Raw genomic sequence first — 18,424 nt, 5'->3', positions numbered from 1 at the left:
CGGCGGTCCGTGCCGGATCTCCGGCGGCGGCTCGCCGGGCGATCGATATCAACCCTTTTGCTTCTCTCCGTTGATGGAGACGTATGGGCCTCTTCGACCGGTTGCGGGGGAACGACACCCCGCGCGTGGCGTTCCTCGGGATCGACGGGCTTCCGTACGACCTCGTGGCGAACGATCCCGAGACGTTCCCGACGCTCTCGGCGATCGCCGAGGCGGGCGACGGCGGGGCGATAGACAGCATCGTCCCGCCGGAATCGAGCGCCTGCTGGCCCGTCCTCACGACCGGCGTGAACCCGGGAGAGACCGGCGTGTACGGCTTTCAGGACCGCGAGGTCGGCTCCTACGACACCTACGTCCCGATGGGCCGGGACGTCCAGGCGACGCGGGTGTGGGACCGGGCCACGGCCGCCGGCCTCGACGCGACGGTGTTGAACGTCCCCGTCACGTTCCCGCCGCAGCGGGACCTCCAGCGCATGCTCTCCGGCTACCTCTCGCCGGAGGTCGACAAGGCGGCACACCCCGAGGAGCTCAGGACGTACCTCGCGGAGGCCGACTACACCCTCTCCGTCAACGCGAAGCTCGGCCACAAGGCGGACAAGACCGCGTTCGTCGAGCACGCCCGCGAGACGCTCGACGGCCGGGCGGCGCTGTTCGACCGCTACGTCGAGCGCGACGACTGGGACCTGTTCGTCGGCGCGTTCACCGCCCCGGACCGTATCAACCACTTCCTGTGGGGCGACTACCGCGACTCGGGGGAGTACCGCGAGGACTTCGTCGACTTCTACGCCGCGCTCGACTCGCACATCGGGTCGATCCGGAAGTCCCTGCCCGACGACGTGACGCTCGTCGTCGGCTCGACGCACGGGTTCACGCGGCTCGACCACGACGTGTACTGTAACGAGTGGCTCGAGCGGGAGGGGTGGCTCGAGTACGCGGACGACGACCACGGCTCGCTCGCGGACCTCGGCGGCGACGCCCGCGCGTACTCGCTCGTCCCCGGCCGCTTCTACCTCAACCTCGAGGGACGCGAGCCGGAGGGGGTCGTCCCGGAGGCCGAGTACGACGAGGTCCGCGCCGACCTGATCGCGGACCTGGAGTCGTGGGAGGGGCCGAATGGAAATCCCGTCGTCGACCGCGTCGTCGAGCGCGAGACCGCCTTCCGGGGCGACCACGACGCGATCGCGCCCGACCTCGTGGCGATCCCGAACCCGGGGTTCGACCTGAAGGCCGGGTTCCGGCCGCGCGACCGCGTCTTCGACCCCGACGGGCCGCGGACGGGCATGCACTCCTTCGAGAACGCCTCGCTCTTCGTCGACCACCCCGCCGCGACCGTCGAGGACGCGGACCTCCTCGACGTCGCGCCCACCCTCCTGAAACTGCTCGACGTGGAGTACGCCCGGACCGACTGCGACGGCGCGAGCCTGGTGTAGCCGTCGTCGAACGGTTCGCGTGGCCCTTCACCGTGATCTCGTCCCATGACGGACGTTCTACAGCTCGTTTTCGTCGCGTTCCTCGCGGGGATCCTCGGGACGACCGTCCTCGGGGCGCTGTCCCGGGACCTCCAGTCGGTCGTGAACGGGATCGCGTCCCTCGTCGCGGCCGCGACGCCGACGCTCGCCGAACTCGCGATCGCGTCCGTGGGCGGGGCGGACGTCGCGTTCGGACCCGAACTCTCGTCGTGGATCGCGGTCGCGGGGTTTCTCCACATGCTGGGAATGTTGGGATGGTACGACACCGTCCGGTGGTGGGACCACCTCACGCACACCGTCTCCGCCGCGCTCGTCGCGGCGCTCGTCTACGCGAGCCTCCAGAGCCGGTACGGCCTCGGAGCGCATGTCACGGACGCCTACGCGGCCGTCTTCACCGTGTTGTTCACGCTCGGAGCCGGCGTGTTCTGGGAGTTCGTGGAACTCGCCGCCCGCGAACTCGGCGAGTACGTCGACAGGCCGCCGGTGCTCGAGTACTACGGCCTCCGGGACACGGTGCTCGACATGGCGTTCAACGGCGTCGGCGCGGTCGCGGTGGTCGCGTTCGACGTTCGGACGTTCGTGCCGATCGCCGAGCAGGTCCCGCGGCTCGCGGACGCGGCCGTCGTCGGGAGCACCGTCCTCCTGTTCGTCGGCGCGGTCTGTCTCGGCGTCGCGCTCGAGGCCGTTCGAACCGCCGCGACCGGATGAGACACCGGTCCACGGACGCACCGAAGGAGCCGGCTTCCGCGCGGCACCGCGACCTCCGCCGTCCCGCGTCGATACCGCCGGATCTCGGACGGTCGGACGCTCGGACGGACCGTTCCCGTGCCGGAGCGACGTTCGCGGCGTGCGACCGCTCGCGTCGAGTTGAAGTGTACCGGGACGGATCGACGGGTATGGAACGGACGCCGGACGGGACGCCCGTCGGGGTCGACGACCCCTACGCGGTCGCCGGGGCGTGCGACCACCTCACCGACGACGGGCGGTGCCGGTTCGCGCTGACGCGGGCCGGCGACGACCCGGCGTTCGCGGCCGCCCGGCGCGCCGACGACTACGCCTGCCACGTCGGGCCCGGCGGCGAGTGGCGTGCGTGCCCGCACTACCGGTCGACGACCGACGGCCGCGAGTGCGCGCGCTGCGGGATCGCCGAGGTCCGGCTGGCGCACGAGGACGCCCGGCCGCTGGTCGAGGAACACCACCTCTCGTACGGCGACGCGGACGGGGGCGGCGAGATCGACGAGTCGGACGACGACCACCCCGACGCCGGTCCCCACGAGATCACGGTCGCCCTCTGTCGGTGGTGTCACGCCAAGGTCCACGCGTCGTTCGCCCGGATCGACGACGACGCGAGCCCGGACCCGGAGGCGATCGCCGAGCGGGAGGGTCGCCGGACCAGGGAGCGCGAGGAGTCGGCGTTCGAGACGGCTCGCGAGCGGTACGGTTCCGACGGTGGCGACGAGTGAGGCGGGGACGAGGGGAGCGTGGGCCGGGCCCGCCGGGGAGGCGTGTCGCCACCGATCGGGACTCGGGCGGAGGGATCACGGCACGCGTCGCGAGCGACCCGACGCTTGCGGTCGGACTGGCGGACGGGCTCGCGGTCGGGCCCACGATCGGACTTTAGTGTCGGTACGCGGAAGCCGTGAACATGGACGAGCGCCACGAGCGGCTGAAGTCGGGCTCGAACGTCCTGCGAGGGCGAGCCGTGCGCGTTCCCCTCCCGGACGCGGAGGCGGAGCGGTCGCTCCACGAGAACATGATGCGGATCGCGGACGCCGGCGAGCGGAAGAGCGAACTGCTCGACGATCCGGACGTTCCGCTGACGGAGGTGTACGAGGACGAACTGGACGAGATGCGACGGAGCTTCGAGCACCGCCTGCGACAGGTCGCCGGCGAGGACTACTACGACATCGCGCTCGCGTACGTCGACGGCGAGCGCGACGACTGGATCGGCGCGCTCGCGGCGTACTACCTGGAGTGTTACTATCGATTACAGGAACGATACACCGTCGACGAGCAGATCTTCTTCCTGCTGATCCTCCGCTACCCGGACTGTTTCACCGTGAACCTCTGTTTTCTCGACGGGGAGGTCGGCCCGGACGCGGTTCGATACGAGTCCTCGACGCACGTCGAAGCGGACCTCAGCGACCACGACCGGGAACAGTACTACGGCGACTGCCAGTACTCACAACACGAGGCCGCGGCGTACCTTCGGGAGAACGTGGCGTGTATTCGCGAGGCGTTCCCGGATCCCGACACGACACCGTTCGATCGGCGTCAGTACGGGGGGTTCGTACACATCACCGGTCGGGACGGACCGACGTTCGCGGAGATACTCGACTCCCGGACGCCGGATCCGGATCGGTTCGACGACGAGGCGTCGGCACCCGGCCTGGTTCCGGAGGGGCCGGAAGCCGAACGGGCCAAGCGGGCCCTCCTCACCGATCCGGAGGTCGTCGTCTGACGGGGCGGCCCCACGATACGAACGACGAGGGATCCACCGACCGCGACACGACCGTCGAGCCGCCCGAAGGAGAGGCTATTCTCCGGGTTCGGGGCGGAGCTACTCCTCGGGTTTCGGGCGGACCAGGTTCGCGAGCGCGACGAGCGCGCCGAGGAACCAGCCGAGCGGGACGGAGATCCCGATCCACATCAGGACGTAGCCGAGCCCCGGAAGCCCCCACTGCTCGCCGAAGGTCTCGAGGTCGAAGGCGTTCCGGAGCGTGTCGTTGACGTCGCCGAACGCGAGGAACGTGTCGAGGATCCAGACGGCCAGGTCGTAGCTCGGCGGGAGGATGATCGCCTCGAGGGTCGGGGTGACGAGCGCGGCCACGACGGGCGGTAAGAAGAGCGCGGTCATCGCGAAGGGGTACGCCAACAGGACGCTGACGAGGCGGCCGCCGGTCTTCGAGAAGCCGGCGGCGAGCGCGGCGGAGACGACGGCGACGACGCTCGCCGCGCCGACGGCGATCACGTCCGCGGTGGCGAGTTGGAGGTAGGTGACGAGCGTGAGCGCCCCCCAGACGACGGTCGCGACGAGCACCGCGCCCGCGATCCCGATGCGGGCCACCGCGGAGTCGAGCTTCGCGGCGTAAAACCGGGTCGCGAACCCGACGAGAAGCAGGGGGTACGCCGCCGCGACGAGCGGCGCGCCGAGGACCGCCCAGAGGTAGTAGCCGACCGTCTGAGGGGCGGTCTCCGGCTTCCACTTGCCGAGCACCGTGCTGGGGTCGAGCTGTCTGGGGAAGACGATCTCCATCCAGGTCTCGTGGAGTCGCACCACGTCCAAGAGAAGCGCCTCCAGCAGGCCGATCTGCCCTCGTCGTTCCATTTGGCTCACATCGCGCGCGGGGTGACGTGAACTTTGTGCCTCGCGGCGGTACGGTTAAATCGGGACGGCGACGTATCCCCGGACATGTACCGGAGACGACTGCTGGGAGCGCTCGCGGCGGCGGGGACGCTCGCGACCGCGGGATGCCTCGGCGGCGATGACGGGACCTTCGAGTTCGACGCCGAGCCGGCGCGGGTGCCGGACGCGGCGCTGTCGGAGGCGGGCTACGAGGGCGAGGAGCCCCGAGCGTTCGAGATCGAACAGACGTTCGAAGTGGCCGGGATCGAGCGGGAGGTGTCGGCCGCGTCGTGGGTCGCGAGCTACGAGAACCCCGAGCGGGCGGCGTCGCTGCTCGTCGCGAGCACGCCCAACGCGACGGTGGCCGGGCAGTCGGTCAACCCGCTGGTCGGGGCGGACGACGCGGAAGTGCTCCGGCGGCTCCTCGAGCGGGGCGGCGGCGTCGACGGCGGGAGCGTCGGCGACCTCGAGGAGGTCGGGGCGGAGACGCGACCGGTCCTCGGCGGCGAGACGACCGTGACCACGTTCGCGACCGAGATCCGGTTCGAGAACGCCGGCGACGCGCCGATCGACGCCGAGGGGAGCGTCCCCGCGCTCGTCCACGTCGCGACCGTCGAACACGGCGGGGACGTGCTGGTGCTCGTCGGCGTCCACCCGCGTGCGGTCGAGGAGGGGGAGACGCAGGGCGCGCTGATGGAGGCGGTCGAACACGGGGAGTGAGGCGGTCGGACGCGAGCAGTGAGGCGGCCGGATCGGGGGATTCGACGGGTCTCCCGGCAGTGCCCGTGCCCCGGAACCCTTTTGGACGAACACGGGTCAGGACATGGTATAATGAGCGATCTCGAAGCGGAGTACCGCCTCGACTACTTCGAGGAGGAGGGGTTCGATCGGAAGGAGTGCCCCTCCTGCGGGGCGCACTTCTGGACGCGCGATCCCGACCGCGAACTGTGCGGCGAGCCGCCGTGTGAGGACTACAGCTTCATCGACGACCCCGGCTTCCCCGAGTCGTACACCCTCACGGAGATGCGCGAGGAGTTCCTCTCGTACTTCGAGGAGCACGGCCACGAGCGGATCGACCCGTACCCGGTCGCGGCGAACCGCTGGCGCGACGACGTCCTCCTGACGCAGGCGTCGATCTACGACTTCCAGCCGCTCGTCACGTCGGGCGAGACGCCGCCGCCGGCGAACCCGCTCACCATCTCCCAGCCCTGTATCCGCATGCAGGACATCGACAACGTCGGGAAGACGGGGCGACACACGATGGCGTTCGAGATGATGGCCCACCACGCGTTCAACACCCGCGAGGACGCCGAGGCGGAGTACGCCTACGAGGGGGAGGTGTACTGGAAGGACGAGACCGTCGAGTACTGCGACGGCCTCTTCGAGGAGCTCGGCGCGGATCTGGAGGAGATCACCTACATCGAGGACCCCTGGGTCGGCGGCGGCAACGCCGGCCCCGCCATCGAGGTCATCTACAAGGGCGCGGAGCTGGCCACGCTCGTCTTCATGTGTATGGAGCAGGACCCCGACGGCGACTACGAGATGAAGGACGGGAACACTTACTCCTTCATGGACACGTACATCGTCGACACGGGCTACGGCTTGGAGCGGTGGACGTGGATGAGCCAGGGGACGCCCACCGTCTACGAGGCGATCTACCCCGACGCCATCGACTTCCTGAAGGAGAACGCGGGGCTCGCGTACACCGACGAGGAGGAGGCGATCGTCGCCCGCGCCGCCAAGCTCTCCGGCCGCCTCGACATCGACGACGTCGACGACGTGGAGGACGCCCGCGGCGAGATCGCGGAGCGGCTCGACGTCGACGTCGACCGCCTGCGCCAGCTCGTCGAGCCGCTCGAGTCCATCTACGCCATCGCCGACCACTCGCGGACGCTCGCGTACATGTTCGGCGACGGGATCGTCCCCTCGAACGTCGGCACGGGCTACCTCGCGCGGATGGTGCTCCGGCGGACGAAGCGGCTCGTCGACGAGGTCGGCGTCGACGCTCCCCTCGACGAGCTGGTCGACATGCAGGCCGATCGGCTCGGCTACGAGAACCGCGACACGATCCGCGAGATCGTCCGGACCGAGGAGCGCAAGTACCGGAAGACGCTCGAGCGCGGCTCGCGAAAGGTCGAACAGCTCGCGGACGAGTACGCCGGCACGGACGAGCCCATCCCGACCGAGGAACTCCTCGAACTGTACGACTCCCACGGGATCCAGCCGGACATGGTCGCCGAGATCGCGGCCGACCGGGGCGCGAGCGTCGACGTGCCGGACGACTTCTACGCGCTCGTCGCCGACCGCCACGAGGAGATCGGCGACGACGAGGAGACGGACGATCGCGACGAGCGGTTCCGCGACCTCCCCGAGACGGAGAAGCTCTTCTACGACGACCAGGGTCGGACCGAGTTCGAGGCGGTCGTCCTCGACGTGTTCGAGGCCGAGGAGGGGTACGACGTGGTGTTGGACCAGACGATGTTCTACCCGGAGGGCGGCGGCCAACCGGCCGACCGCGGCCAGCTCGTCGGCGGCGAGGCCACGGCGGAGGTCACGGATGTACAAGAGGTCGACGGCGTCGTCCTCCACCGCACCGACGCCGATCCCGGAAAGGGCGAGTTCGTCCGCGGGCAGGTCGACGGCGACCGCCGGAACCGCCTGCGCGCACACCACACCGCGACCCACCTGATCGGCCACGCGGCCCGCGAGGTCCTCGGCGACCACGTCCGGCAGGCGGGCGCACAGAAGGGGCTCGACTCCTCGCGGCTCGACGTGCGCCACTACGACCGGATCACCCGCGAGGACGTCCGCGAGATCGAGCGCGTCGCCAACGAGCTGGTCCGCGAGAACCTCCCGGTGAGACAGGAGTGGCCCCACCGCCACGAGGCGGAGGCGGAACACGGCTTCGACCTCTATCAGGGCGGGGTGCCGCCGGGCACGAACGTCCGGCTGATCCACGTCGGCGACGCTGACGTCCAGGCGTGTGCGGGCACCCACGTCGACCGCACCGGCGACGTCGGCGCGGTCAAGGTGCTGAAGACGGAGCCGGTCCAGGACGGCGTCGAGCGGATCGTCTTCGCCGCCGGCGGCGCGGCCGTCGAGGCGACCCAGCGCACGGAGGACGCGCTGTACGACGCCGCCGACGCCCTCGACGTCGACCCGCTCGACGTACCCGAGACCGCGGAGCGGTTCTTCGAGGAGTGGAAGGCCCGCGGCAAGGAGATCGAGACGCTCAAGGAGGATCTGGCGGCCGCACGGGCGTCCGGCGGCGCGGACGCCGAGGAGGTCGAGATCGACGGAACGACCGCCGTGATCCAGCGGCTCGACGGCGACACCGACGAGTTACGCGCGACCGCGAACGCCCACGTCGACGACGGGAAGGTCGCGGTGGTCGGCAGCGGCGCGGACGGCTCGGCGAGCTTCGTCGTCGGCGTGCCCGACGGCGTCGACGTGGACGCCGGCCAGGTGGTCGCCGAGCTCGCCGGGCGCGTCGGCGGCGGCGGCGGCGGCCCGCCGGACTTCGCGCAGGGCGGCGGCCCGGACGTCGACGCCCTCGACGACGCGCTCGAGGCGGCCCCGGACGTGTTGCGGACGCTCCAGGAGGCGTAGTCCACGGCCATGCCGCACGCGAGCAACGGCGGCGTCTCGATCCGGTACGAGGTCGACGAGGGGCGTTCCGCCGGCGACGAGGCGGTCGTCTTCTGTGGCGACGTGGGGCTCGGCGCGTGGCAGTTCGGCTGGCAACACGCCGCGCTCGCGGGGCCGCACACGACGATCACGCCGGAGACGCGGGGCGTGGGGCGCTCGGACGCGCCGCCGGGCCCCTACTCGGTCGAAGCGCTCGCGGGCGATCTCGAAGCGGTGTGTGCCGCGGAGGGGATCCGGAACGCCCACCTCGTCGGCTACGGGCTCGGGGGGATGGTCGCGCTCGCGTACGGACTCGGCTCGACGCGTCCCGCGAGCCTGACGCTCGTCGGAACGCCGCCGGCCGGCGACGCCTACAACCCGGCCGGGGTGTGGGCGGACCCGTCGGACCCGGAGGCGGTCAGGGGGTCGTTGACGGGGCTGCTCTCCGAGCGGTTCCGGCGGGAGCACGCCGACGCGCTCTCGCGGATCGTCGAGTGGCGGCTCGCCGAGGACGCGGACCGCGAGACCTTCGAGGCGCACCGGGCGGCCGTCGAGGGGTTCGACGCCGCCGACCGCCTCCACGAGGCGACGCTCCCGACGCTCGTCGTTCACGGGGGCGAGGACGCGGTGTGCCCGCGTTCCGCCGGCGAGACGCTCGCCGAGGGACTTCCGCGCGGCGAGTTTCACGCCGTCGAGGGGGCCCGCCACCTCGTCGGCGTCGAGGCGTCCGCGGAGGTCAACGACCTCCTCGTCGGGTGGCTCGCGGAACACGCGACCGATCCGGACGCCTGAGATCGGCCGCGATCCGCGCGTTCGGATCGACGGATCCCGTCCCCGACACCGGACGGTTCCGTCGCCGCCACAACGGTTTTGAGCCCCTCGCTCGTCGGATCGGCCATGAGCCGACTCCGATTCGCCCTGCTGAACGCCGCTCACGACGGCGAGCACACCCGCCGCAACTTCCGCCGGGAGTTCGACGCCGACCTCGTCGAGTTCGACGCGACCGACGCACGCCTCCCCGAGCACACCGACTTCGACGGCGTCGTCATCACCGGCTCCCGCTCGTCCGTCTACTGGGACGAGGCGTGGATCCCGGAGCTCGTCGACTACGTCTCCGAGGCGGCCGACGACGGCGTGCCGGTGCTCGGCGTCTGTTACGGCCACCAGGTGCTCGCGGAGGCGCTGGGCGGCCGCGTCGCCGGCATGGACGGGTTCGAACTGGGGTACAACACGGTCCGCCACGACGCCGACGACGAGCTGTTCGCGGACGTGCCGGAGTCGTTCACCGTGTTCACGAGCCACGGCGACGCGGTCGTCGACCTCCCGCCGGGCGCGACGCTGCTCGCCGAGAACGAACACGGCGTCCACGCGTTTCGGGAGGGCCACTGCTGGGGCGTCCAGTTCCACCCGGAGTACGACGTCGAGACCGCCGAGGACGTCGCCGAGGGGAAACGCGACCGGCTCGGCGACGCCCGCGTCGACGACGTGCTCGCGAACATCACGCCGGAGGCGTTCGAGGCCGCCTGCGAGGCGAAGGCGATCTTCGACAACTTCCTCGCGTACGCCGAGGGCGTGAAACGCGATCGCGAGGCGGCCGCGGCGGCCGACGACTGAGACGGGGGGACGGCGACCGCCGCCGGAGACCGACCGGCCCGGTACCGAACGTGACCCGGCCCCCGCCGGTAACTACATTCTCCGTGCCGACGTAGCGGTACTCGAATGATACTCCGTCGGATGAACGAGTGGGCCGGGCGGGCCAAAGGCGAGATCCAGCGCTCGTTCTCCGAGGAGCACACGGTGCGGGAGACGGCCGGAAGCTTCTCCGTCGGCGTCTTCATCACGATGCTGCCGACGCTCGGAACCGGCCTCCTCGCGTTCGTCGCGCTCGCGTGGGCGTCGAGCCGGATCAACAAGGCGGCGCTTTTGGCCTCCGTCGTGGTCTTCAATCCGGCGGTGAAGTGGGGCGTCTACGCGGCCAGCTTCACGCTCGGCGTGGCGATCCTCGGGCCGGTTCCGGGCGTGACACCGGCGGAGGTGTCGCTGTCGGCCGGCCCGGAGATCGTCGCCCGGCTGCTCGTCGGCAACACGATCCTCGCCGTCGTCGCGGCGGTTCCCAGCTACGTCGTCTGCTACCGGCTCGTGGCGGCGTACCGCGCCCGCGAGTTCGCCGTCGTCGAGACGGTCTCGGAGGTCGTCACGGGGGAGGACGACGAGGACGCGGACGGGGCGACCGGGACGGACGAGACGGTCGGGACGACCGGGACGGACGAAACCGTCGAGGAGGACGCGGAACTGCTCAAGGAACCGGCCGAGCCCGCGGAGTGACGGTCGCGAGCACTCGATCCGACCCCGACGGTTCTCCGCTCTCCGGATCCCGCCGCGCACGCGTCGCGACCGGGTCGAACACCCTTATACGGTTCCCGCCCGGAACCCGGGTATGAACGTAGTACCGGACACCAGTGCGGTCGTCGACGGCCGCGTGTCCGAACGCGTCGAGGACGGCAGTTACGAGGGGGTGACGGTCGTCGTCCCCGAGGCCGTCGTCGGCGAGCTGGAGTCGCAGGCCAACGACGGGCTCGAGTCCGGCTGGGACGGCCTCGAGGAACTCAAGCGGCTCGCCGGCTTTCGCGACGAGGGAACGATCGACCTGCGGTACGTCGGCGACCGCCCCAGCGGCGACCAGCGCTCTCGCGCCGCCGAGGGCGACGTCGACGCGCTCATCCGCGACATCGCCGCCGACAACGACGCGACGCTCCTCTCGAGCGACGTCGTCCAGGCGGAGGTCGCCCGCGCGAAGGGGATCGACGTCGAGTACGTCGAGCCGGTCGCCCGCGGCGTCGTCGACGAGCTCCCCATCGAGGAGTACTTCACCGACGAGACGATGTCCGTCCACCTGAAGGCGGGGACGAAGCCGAAGGCCAAACGCGGCTCGCTCGGCGAGATGCGCTACGAGGTCATCGAGGAGGAGGAGACGGGAGAGGAGCGGATGGCCGAGCTGGCGAACTCGATCGTGGACCTCGCGCGGCAGTCCTCGGACGGCTTCATCGAGCTCTCCGACGACGGGATGGACATCGTCCAGTACCGGAACTACCGGATCGCGGTGGCGCGCCCGCCCTTCGCCGACGGGATCGAGATCACGGCGGTCCGACCCATCGCGAAGACGACCCTCGACGACTACGAGTTCGCCGACGAGCTTCGCGAGCGCTTCCTCGAGCGGAAACGCGGCGTGCTCATCTCCGGGTCGCCGGGGGCCGGCAAGTCGACGTTCGCGCAGGCGGTCGCGGAGTTCCTCAACGACTCCGACTACGCGGTCAAGACGATGGAGAAGCCGCGGGACCTCCAGGTCGGTCCGGAGATCACCCAGTACGGCGCGCTCGGCGGGAAGATGGAGAACACGGCCGACTCCCTGCTTCTGGTCCGGCCCGACTACACGATCTACGACGAGGTCCGCAAGACGGGCGACTTCGAGGTGTTCTCGGACATGCGGATGGCCGGCGTCGGCATGGTCGGCGTCGTCCACGCCTCGCGCGCCATCGACGCGCTCCAGCGGCTCGTCGGCCGCGTCGAGCTCGGGATGATCCCCCAGATCGTCGACACCGTCGTCTACATCGAGGCCGGCGAGGTCCACACCGTCTACGACGTGACGACGGAGGTGAAGGTGCCCGCGGGGCTCACCGCCGAGGACCTCGCGCGGCCGGTGATCCAGGTGGCGAACTTCGAGACCGGCAAACCGGAGTACGAGATCTACACCTTCAACCGGCAGGTCGTCACCGTCCCGCTCGACGACGCGGACGGCGGGGAGGCCGAATCGGGCGTCGGCCGCATCGCGAAACAGGAGATCGAACGCGAGATCCGCTCGGTCGCACACGGCCACGTCGACGTGGAGCTCAGGGGCGACGACGAGGCGATCGTGTACGTCGACGAGGGCGACATCGGTACCGTGATCGGGAAGGGCGGCGGTCGCATCAGCGACATCGAGAGCCGCCTCGGGATCGAGATCGACGTGCGGACCCACGCGGAGAAGCCGGGGGGTTCCGGTGGGAGCACGGCCGGCGGCCCCGGCGGAAACGGACGCGGCGGCGCGAGCGGCGCGGGCGGGGGACGCGACGGGCAGGTTGGCGAGGAGCGCGGCTCCGTCGTCCAGCCGGAGATCACCTCGAGACACGTCGTCCTGGACGTCGACGGCGGCGTCGGCGAGACGGTCGAGGTCCGGGCGAACGGCGAGTACCTCTTCACCGCGACGGTCGGGCGCGGCGGCGAGGTACAGGTGTCGCGCGGGTCGGCCATCGCCGAGGAGCTGGAGGACGCGATCGACCGGAAGCGGACGATCACCGTCGTGCCCGCGCGCTGAGCCGTCGGCGCGCGAGGAGCCGACGCCGTCGGACGCCGCATCGAGGTACCACGATCGACGTATCCGGTTCCTCCTGAAAGATAACGCTTTTTTGGCGGTGGTCGGAAGGTGACGGCATGTCGAACGAGCTGAAACGCGGGTTGGAAGGCGTCCTCGTCGCGGAGTCGGAGCTCAGTCACGTCGATGGGGAGGTCGGCAAGCTCGTCTACCGCGGGTACGACATCGAGGAGTTGGCACGCGGCGCGAGCTACGAGGAGGTGCTCCACCTGCTCTGGCACGGCTCGCTGCCGACGCCCGCGGAGCTCGAGGAGTTCGGCGACGACCTCGCCGCCGAGCGGGCCGTCGACGACGAGGTGCTCTCGACGGTGCGTACCCTCGCGGACGCGGGCGACCGGCCGATGGCGGCGCTCCGCACCGCGGTCTCGATGCTGTCGGCGTACGACGGCGAGGGCGGCGACGGCGACGTCCTCGCCGAGGGCGCGGCGATCACGGCGAAGATACCCACGATCCTGGCGGCCTTCGAGCGCGCCCGCCAGGGCGAGGAGGCCGTCGACCCCGACCCGGAGCTCTCTCACGCGGGGAACTTCCTGTACATGCTCACCGGGACCGAGCCCGACGACGTGAGCGAGGAGACCTTCGACATGGCGTTGACGCTCCACGCCGACCACGGGCTCAACGCCTCGACGTTCACGGCGATCGTCATCGGCTCGACGATGGCCGACGTCTACTCCAGCGTCACCGGCGGGATCGGCGCGCTCTCCGGGTCGCTTCACGGCGGCGCGAACCAGGACGTCATGGAGATGCTCCGGGAGGTCGACGACTCCGGGAAGGACCCCGTCGAGTGGGCGGCCGACGCGCGCGAGGAGGGCCGGCGGATCCCCGGCTTCGGCCACCGCGTGTACAAGGTGAAGGACCCGCGCGCGAACATCCTCGAGGAGAAGCTGCGCGACCTCGCCGAGTCCTCGGGCGACCGGAAGTGGCTCGAGTACACCACGGCCATCGAGTCGTACCTCGAGGAGGAGGGCCTCGTCGAGAAGGGGATCGCCCCGAACGTCGACTTCTACTCCGGCTCCGTCTACGACGCCATGGGGATCCCGGTGGACCTCTACACCCCCATCTTCGCGATGAGCCGCGTCGGGGGCTGGGTCGCGCACGTCCACGAGTACCGCGAGGACAACCGGCTCATCCGTCCGCGGGCGCGCTACACCGGCCCCGAGACCGCCGATTTCGTGCCGCTCGAGGAGCGCTGAGTCGGGAGTCGTCCTCGGTCGTCGAATCGGTGTACGTCGGGGTCCAGTCCGCCGTTCACGACGAGCCGAACCGCCGGCGGAGGTATCGCGTCAGAAGCGGGAGGTCGTCGAGGTGGATCAGCTTCCGCATCGCGCGTTTGTCCCCGCGGTTGACCGCCGCGAGCGTGTCCTCGTCCGTCCGCCGGAGGTCGCGCATCAGCCGGTCGTACCGCTCGTTGGGCGCGAGGTACAGAAGTTCCGTGAGCACCAGCCGCGAGTTCATCCGCGGAGCGACGTCGCGGTGCCAGAGCGTCTCGTAGATCGCGAGGCTCTCGGCGTCGGTCGGGCGGTCGGCGTCGGTGAAACACCGGTCTATCGACATCGCCGCGGCGCGCGCGGACTTCATGCCCTTGTGGATCCCCTCGCCCCACAGCGGGTCGATGGTGGGGACGGTGTCGCCGATGGCGAGGAAGCCGTCCGTGTGCATCCGGCCGGGCCGCTGGATGTGTGCCGACCCGCGGTGGACCTTCCCCTCCAAGCGCTCGGCGTCGGCGAACCGGGGGTCGGACTCGAGCCACCCCTCGAGGTAGCCGTCGATCGTCTTCCCCTCCTCGCCGGCCTCGCGGTGGCGCTCGTTTTGTATGTAACAGAGCCCGACCTTGGCGCTCTCCTCGCCGGTGGCGAAGATCCACGAGTAGCCGCCGGGGGCGATGTCGTGGTCGAGCCGGAGCATCATCGCCCGTCGGAGGTCGGCGAACTCCGGGTGATCGAGGTCGACGTTCTCCATCTCGTACTCGATGCCGATCGCCTGGTTCTCGCGCTCGAGGTCGACCACGTCGAGCGCGCTGGCGATCGGCGCGGCCGGGCCGGTGGCGTCGACGACGATGTCGGCGTACACCTCCTCGTCGCCGGCGTACCTGACGCCCTCGATGACGCCGTCGTCGTCGAGGATCGGCCGGGAGACCCGCGAGTCGAAGCGGTACTCCGCGCCCTTCTCGCGGCCGTCGGCGACGAGGTAGCGCTTGAAGTCGGCGAACTCCAACACCGCGCCCGGCTGGTAGGACTCGTAGTGGTCGTTCGGCGACTCCAACACCACGTCGTCGGTGTACGACATCACGACGTCGTCCGGGATCCCGAACGCGGACATCATGGAGGGGAACGTGCCCGCGGTCGACTTGTTGCTCTGCCGCGGGAACTCGGCTTCGGCTTCCGTCTCGAGAACGACGACGTCGTAGCCCCGGGCGGCCAGATCGCGGGCGCACTGTGCGCCCGCCGGTCCGGCGCCCGCGATCGCGACGTCGTAACGGTCGGACATACCGCGTACATGCCCACCCGTGTAATTAGGTTTGCCGAAACGGGACGAGGTCTCGAGGAAACGGGCCGCTGTCGGCCGTTTTTGACGGAATCGAGAGGTCGGGATGTCGGCGGAAATCAGGCGTGAGAGAGGGATCGAACGGGAGGATCGATCGGCGGAGAGGCCCGCCGGCGACGACGGGGAAAGCCGTCGGCGACGACGCGACGCCGACGGCTCAGTAGAACTCGCGGACCAGGTCGGTCGCGTTCTCCGGCGCGCCGTCCGGGATGTCGGACATGTCCTCGTCGACGCCGTGCTGCTCGTGGTACGGCACCGACTCCTCGTCCCGGTAGATGACGCCCTGGTACTCCTTGTCGGAGTCGAGGATGACGTCCTTGGCCGCGTCGTAGTCGCTCGGGTCGTGGTCCTCCTCGGCGAGGTCGACGAGCGAGTCGCGGAAGTAGTCGTAGGTGTCGACGTCGTTGAACGTCACACAGGGCGAGTAGACGTTCACGAAGCCGAAGCCGTCGTGCTCGACGGCCTCTTGGATGATCTCCTGGTGACGCAGGGCGTCCGAGGAGAACGACTGCGCGATGAACGTCGCGCCCGACGCCAGCGCGAGCGCGTGGGGGTTCACCGGGGGCTGTTTGGGGCCCTCGGGGGTCGTCGCCGTCTCGAAGTCCTCACGCGAGGTCGGCGACGCCTGGCCCTTGGTCAGGCCGTAGATGCGGTTGTCCATCACGACGTAGGTCATGTCGACGTTCCGCCGGACGGCGTGGACGAAGTGGCCCGCGCCGATGGAGTAGCCGTCCCCGTCGCCGCCGGCGACCATCACTTCGATGTCGGGGCGCGCCATCTTGACCCCGGTCCCGACCGGGAGCGCCCGGCCGTGGACGCCGTGGAGCGCGTAGCTGTGCATGTACGTGCCGATCTTGCCCGAACAGCCGATGCCGGCGACGACGAAGGTGTTGTCGGGGTCGTTCCCCGTCTCCGCGAGGGCCTTCATCATGCCGTTCATCGTGCCGAAGTCGCCACATCCCGGACACCACGTCGGCTGCTTGTCGGATTTGAAGTCGGTGAATCGAACGTCTGAACTCATTGGGTCGCCTCCGTCCCCGTCTCCAGGGTCGCTTTGATCTCTCGTGCGAGCTCGTCCGCCTTGAACCGCACGCCGTCGTACTTGTTGATCCGGTCGACGCGAACCAGCGCGTCCCGCTCGATCAGGTTCGCGAACTGCCCGGTCTCGTTACACTCCACGACGATGGTCTCTTCGGCCGCCTCGATGGCGTCCGAGAGGTCGGGTCGCGGGAAGACGTACGGGACCGAGAGCACGCGGATGCCGATCCCGTCCTCCTCGAGCAGGTCGAGCGCCTCCGCGAGCGCACCCTCGTTCGAGCCCCACGTGATCACGAGGTTCTCGGCGTCCTCGTCGCCGAACTCGCGAGGGCTCCACTCCTCCCGGTCCGTCGCCGTCTCCACCTTCCGGTTGCGCTTGTCGACCTGCTCGACGCGCATCTCCGTGTCCTCGGTCCGCCGGCCCTGCTCGTCGTGTTCGAGCCCCGTCGACATGTGCGCGCCGTCGACGGTGCCGGGGAACGCGCGCGGGGAGATCCCGTCCTCGGTCAGCTCGTGGGGCTTGAACCCGCCGCTCTCCGAGAGGTGCTCGTCGACCGACGCGTCGTCGACGACGAAGCCGCGGTCGACCTCGACCGCGTCCATGTCGAAGGTGTCCGGCGAGAACGTCTGTTCCGTGACCGCCATCGAGAGGTCCGCCGTGAGGTAGACGGGGAGCTGGTACTTCTCGGCGAGGTTGAACGCCTCGACCGTCTTCCAGAAGCACTCGTCGACGGTGGTGGGCGCGAGCACGAACCGGGGGACCTCGCCGTGGCCGCCGTACAGCATGTGGTTCAGGTCGCCCTGCTCCTGTTTCGTCGGCATCCCCGTGGAGGGGCCCGAGCGCATCACGTTACAGATGACGAGCGGCGTCTCCGAGGTGGCGACGAGCCCGAACGTCTCCGTCATCAGGTCGATCCCCGGCCCCGACGTCGCCGTCATCGCGCGCGCGCCGCCGCGAGCGGCCCCGAGCGCCATGTTGATCGCCGACAACTCGTCTTCCGCCTGGACGACGTGGCCGCCGTACCGCTCCAGCCGGCCGGTGAGGTACGTCATCACGTCCGTCGCGGGCGTGATCGGGTAGCCGGAGTAGAACCGGCAGCCGGCGGCGATGGCACCCATGCCGATCGCCTCGTCGCCGTTGAGGAGGACGTAGTCCTCGTCGGTGGTCTCGAGGTCGTACTCGAACTCGGCGTCGTACTCCTCGGCGACGTACGACCGCCCCGCGCGGGCGGCCTCCTTGTTGTTGTCGACGAGCTTCTGGCCCTTGTCGCCGAAGCGCTTCTCGAGGGCGGAGTCGAGGTTCTCGATGGGGAACTCGGCGACCTCACACGCCGCGCCGAGCGCGACGACGTTCCGCATGATCGCGCCGCCCGCCTCCTCGGCGAGCCGCTTGAGCGGGACGTCGATGCCGATCATCCCTTCGGGGATCTCGACGTTCTGCATCGTCGTGCGCTCGCCGTCGTAGATGATCACGGACCCCTCGTGGAGCTCCTCGAGGTTCTCCTCGATGGTCCGCGGGGTCAACGCGATGAGTACGTCGAGTCTGTCCACGACGCTCTGTACCTTGTCGACGGAGGTTCGCACCTTGTACGCGGTGTATCCGCCGCGGATCCGCGAGGCGAAGTCCTTCGACGTGAACACGTGTCGACCCGATCGGGACAGCGCCTGCGCGAAGATCTTGCCCGTCGAGTCGATGCCGTCGCCGGCCTCCCCGCCGACGGCCCAGTTGAAGTCCGCAGCCATTCTATGTCGATGGTTCACTCGGACTCATCAAAAGGCTTCTGGATGGCGGTACCCGAGCGTTATTCAACGAACGTCCTGTTTTTCGCGAATATTGTCACTTTATCGGCCTCGAACTTCGAATGATCCCGCAAATATTGGCCGATCGTCAACCCGATCCGATCCGATAGACACCGACCGTCGCAGTCGGTTTCGACGCGCGTCGAACCGGCTCGTCCGATCCGAGCCGCCCGCCGGCGGGGCGGGAGCGAG

15 protein-coding genes are annotated in these 18,424 nt (G+C 69.8%); 11 read left to right on the top strand and 4 right to left on the bottom strand.

The genetic code is table 11. The annotated features are described in order from the left end of the window. Positions 1-83 precede the first annotated feature (83 nt). The 4 genes from AXA68_RS06325 (at position 84) to AXA68_RS06310 (ending at position 3,930) form a co-directional block, all read left to right on the top strand. Positions 84-1,430: an alkaline phosphatase family protein gene (locus AXA68_RS06325; protein ID WP_066414258.1), complete on the top strand. Its 1,347-nt coding sequence runs from the start codon at positions 84-86 to the stop codon at positions 1,428-1,430. Positions 1,431-1,475: 45 nt separating this feature from the next. After that, positions 1,476-2,177 (top strand): hypothetical protein, encoded by a 702-nt coding sequence (locus AXA68_RS06320; protein WP_066414256.1) that lies wholly within the window; start codon positions 1,476-1,478, stop codon positions 2,175-2,177. Between the two features lie 188 nt (positions 2,178-2,365). Continuing rightward, complete coding sequence (locus AXA68_RS06315; RefSeq protein ID WP_066414254.1) at positions 2,366-2,932, top strand: DUF7097 family protein; 567 nt, start codon at positions 2,366-2,368, stop codon at positions 2,930-2,932. Positions 2,933-3,114: 182 nt separating this feature from the next. Further along, positions 3,115-3,930: a hypothetical protein gene (locus tag AXA68_RS06310; RefSeq protein ID WP_066414251.1), complete on the top strand. Its 816-nt coding sequence runs from the start codon at positions 3,115-3,117 to the stop codon at positions 3,928-3,930. A gap of 99 nt (positions 3,931-4,029) precedes the next feature. On the opposite strand, the gene AXA68_RS06305 is transcribed toward AXA68_RS06310, so the two are convergent. Further along, the gene (locus AXA68_RS06305; RefSeq protein WP_066418401.1) at positions 4,030-4,770 is read right to left on the bottom strand and encodes a hypothetical protein; all 741 of its coding nucleotides are present in this window, start codon (positions 4,768-4,770) and stop codon (positions 4,030-4,032) included. A gap of 111 nt (positions 4,771-4,881) precedes the next feature. On the opposite strand from AXA68_RS06305, the gene AXA68_RS06300 reads away from it, so the two are divergent. The 7 genes from AXA68_RS06300 to citZ all read left to right on the top strand — a co-directional run bounded on the left by AXA68_RS06300 (position 4,882) and on the right by citZ (position 14,043). After that, the gene (locus AXA68_RS06300) at positions 4,882-5,535 is read left to right on the top strand and encodes a DUF6517 family protein (protein WP_066414244.1); all 654 of its coding nucleotides are present in this window, start codon (positions 4,882-4,884) and stop codon (positions 5,533-5,535) included. A gap of 111 nt (positions 5,536-5,646) precedes the next feature. Further along, positions 5,647-8,424: an alanine--tRNA ligase gene (gene alaS / locus AXA68_RS06295; RefSeq protein ID WP_066414242.1), complete on the top strand. Its 2,778-nt coding sequence runs from the start codon at positions 5,647-5,649 to the stop codon at positions 8,422-8,424. 9 nt (positions 8,425-8,433) lie between these two features. Next, entirely contained in the window at positions 8,434-9,234 is an 801-nt protein-coding gene (locus tag AXA68_RS06290) for an alpha/beta fold hydrolase (RefSeq protein WP_066414239.1), read from the top strand. Positions 9,235-9,339: 105 nt separating this feature from the next. Then, entirely contained in the window at positions 9,340-10,056 is a 717-nt protein-coding gene (locus tag AXA68_RS06285) for a type 1 glutamine amidotransferase (RefSeq protein WP_066414237.1), read from the top strand. Between the two features lie 105 nt (positions 10,057-10,161). Then, entirely contained in the window at positions 10,162-10,767 is a 606-nt protein-coding gene (locus AXA68_RS06280) for a DUF2062 domain-containing protein (RefSeq protein ID WP_080505162.1), read from the top strand. Positions 10,768-10,879: 112 nt separating this feature from the next. Further along, positions 10,880-12,793, top strand: coding sequence for a PINc/VapC family ATPase (locus AXA68_RS06275; RefSeq protein ID WP_066414236.1), 1,914 nt, complete (start codon positions 10,880-10,882; stop codon positions 12,791-12,793). A gap of 116 nt (positions 12,794-12,909) precedes the next feature. Continuing rightward, complete coding sequence (gene citZ / locus AXA68_RS06270) at positions 12,910-14,043, top strand: citrate synthase (RefSeq protein ID WP_066414235.1); 1,134 nt, start codon at positions 12,910-12,912, stop codon at positions 14,041-14,043. Between the two features lie 55 nt (positions 14,044-14,098). Here the strand turns inward: citZ and AXA68_RS06265 are convergent, their stop codons facing one another. From AXA68_RS06265 to AXA68_RS06255, 3 genes are all read right to left on the bottom strand, one after another. Further along, the gene (locus AXA68_RS06265; protein ID WP_066414232.1) at positions 14,099-15,337 is read right to left on the bottom strand and encodes a digeranylgeranylglycerophospholipid reductase; all 1,239 of its coding nucleotides are present in this window, start codon (positions 15,335-15,337) and stop codon (positions 14,099-14,101) included. A gap of 214 nt (positions 15,338-15,551) precedes the next feature. Further along, positions 15,552-16,415, bottom strand: coding sequence for a 2-oxoacid:ferredoxin oxidoreductase subunit beta (locus AXA68_RS06260; protein WP_066414229.1), 864 nt, complete (start codon positions 16,413-16,415; stop codon positions 15,552-15,554). Further along, the gene (locus AXA68_RS06255) at positions 16,412-18,175 is read right to left on the bottom strand and encodes a 2-oxoacid:acceptor oxidoreductase subunit alpha (RefSeq protein WP_066414226.1); all 1,764 of its coding nucleotides are present in this window, start codon (positions 18,173-18,175) and stop codon (positions 16,412-16,414) included. The genes AXA68_RS06260 and AXA68_RS06255 overlap by 4 nt, the downstream gene beginning before the upstream one ends. Positions 18,176-18,424: the final 249 nt, after the last annotated feature.

Source organism: Halorubrum aethiopicum, assembly GCF_001542905.1.
Classification (GTDB): Archaea; Halobacteriota; Halobacteria; order Halobacteriales; family Haloferacaceae; genus Halorubrum; species Halorubrum aethiopicum.
The sequence above is the reverse complement of the archived record's forward strand: the minus strand, read 5'-3'. Positions and strand labels throughout refer to the sequence as shown.

Coding starts and splice junctions, on each gene's coding strand:
- AXA68_RS06325 (WP_066414258.1), top strand. CDS start 84: ATGGGCCTCTTCGACCGGTTGCGGGGGAACGACACCCCGCGCGTGGCG.
- AXA68_RS06320 (WP_066414256.1), top strand. CDS start 1,476: ATGACGGACGTTCTACAGCTCGTTTTCGTCGCGTTCCTCGCGGGGATC.
- AXA68_RS06315 (WP_066414254.1), top strand. CDS start 2,366: ATGGAACGGACGCCGGACGGGACGCCCGTCGGGGTCGACGACCCCTAC.
- AXA68_RS06310 (WP_066414251.1), top strand. CDS start 3,115: ATGGACGAGCGCCACGAGCGGCTGAAGTCGGGCTCGAACGTCCTGCGA.
- AXA68_RS06300 (WP_066414244.1), top strand. CDS start 4,882: ATGTACCGGAGACGACTGCTGGGAGCGCTCGCGGCGGCGGGGACGCTC.
- alaS (WP_066414242.1), top strand. CDS start 5,647: ATGAGCGATCTCGAAGCGGAGTACCGCCTCGACTACTTCGAGGAGGAG.
- AXA68_RS06290 (WP_066414239.1), top strand. CDS start 8,434: ATGCCGCACGCGAGCAACGGCGGCGTCTCGATCCGGTACGAGGTCGAC.
- AXA68_RS06285 (WP_066414237.1), top strand. CDS start 9,340: ATGAGCCGACTCCGATTCGCCCTGCTGAACGCCGCTCACGACGGCGAG.
- AXA68_RS06280 (WP_080505162.1), top strand. CDS start 10,162: ATGATACTCCGTCGGATGAACGAGTGGGCCGGGCGGGCCAAAGGCGAG.
- AXA68_RS06275 (WP_066414236.1), top strand. CDS start 10,880: ATGAACGTAGTACCGGACACCAGTGCGGTCGTCGACGGCCGCGTGTCC.
- citZ (WP_066414235.1), top strand. CDS start 12,910: ATGTCGAACGAGCTGAAACGCGGGTTGGAAGGCGTCCTCGTCGCGGAG.
- AXA68_RS06265 (WP_066414232.1), bottom strand. CDS start 15,337: ATGTCCGACCGTTACGACGTCGCGATCGCGGGCGCCGGACCGGCGGGC.
- AXA68_RS06260 (WP_066414229.1), bottom strand. CDS start 16,415: ATGAGTTCAGACGTTCGATTCACCGACTTCAAATCCGACAAGCAGCCG.
- AXA68_RS06255 (WP_066414226.1), bottom strand. CDS start 18,175: ATGGCTGCGGACTTCAACTGGGCCGTCGGCGGGGAGGCCGGCGACGGC.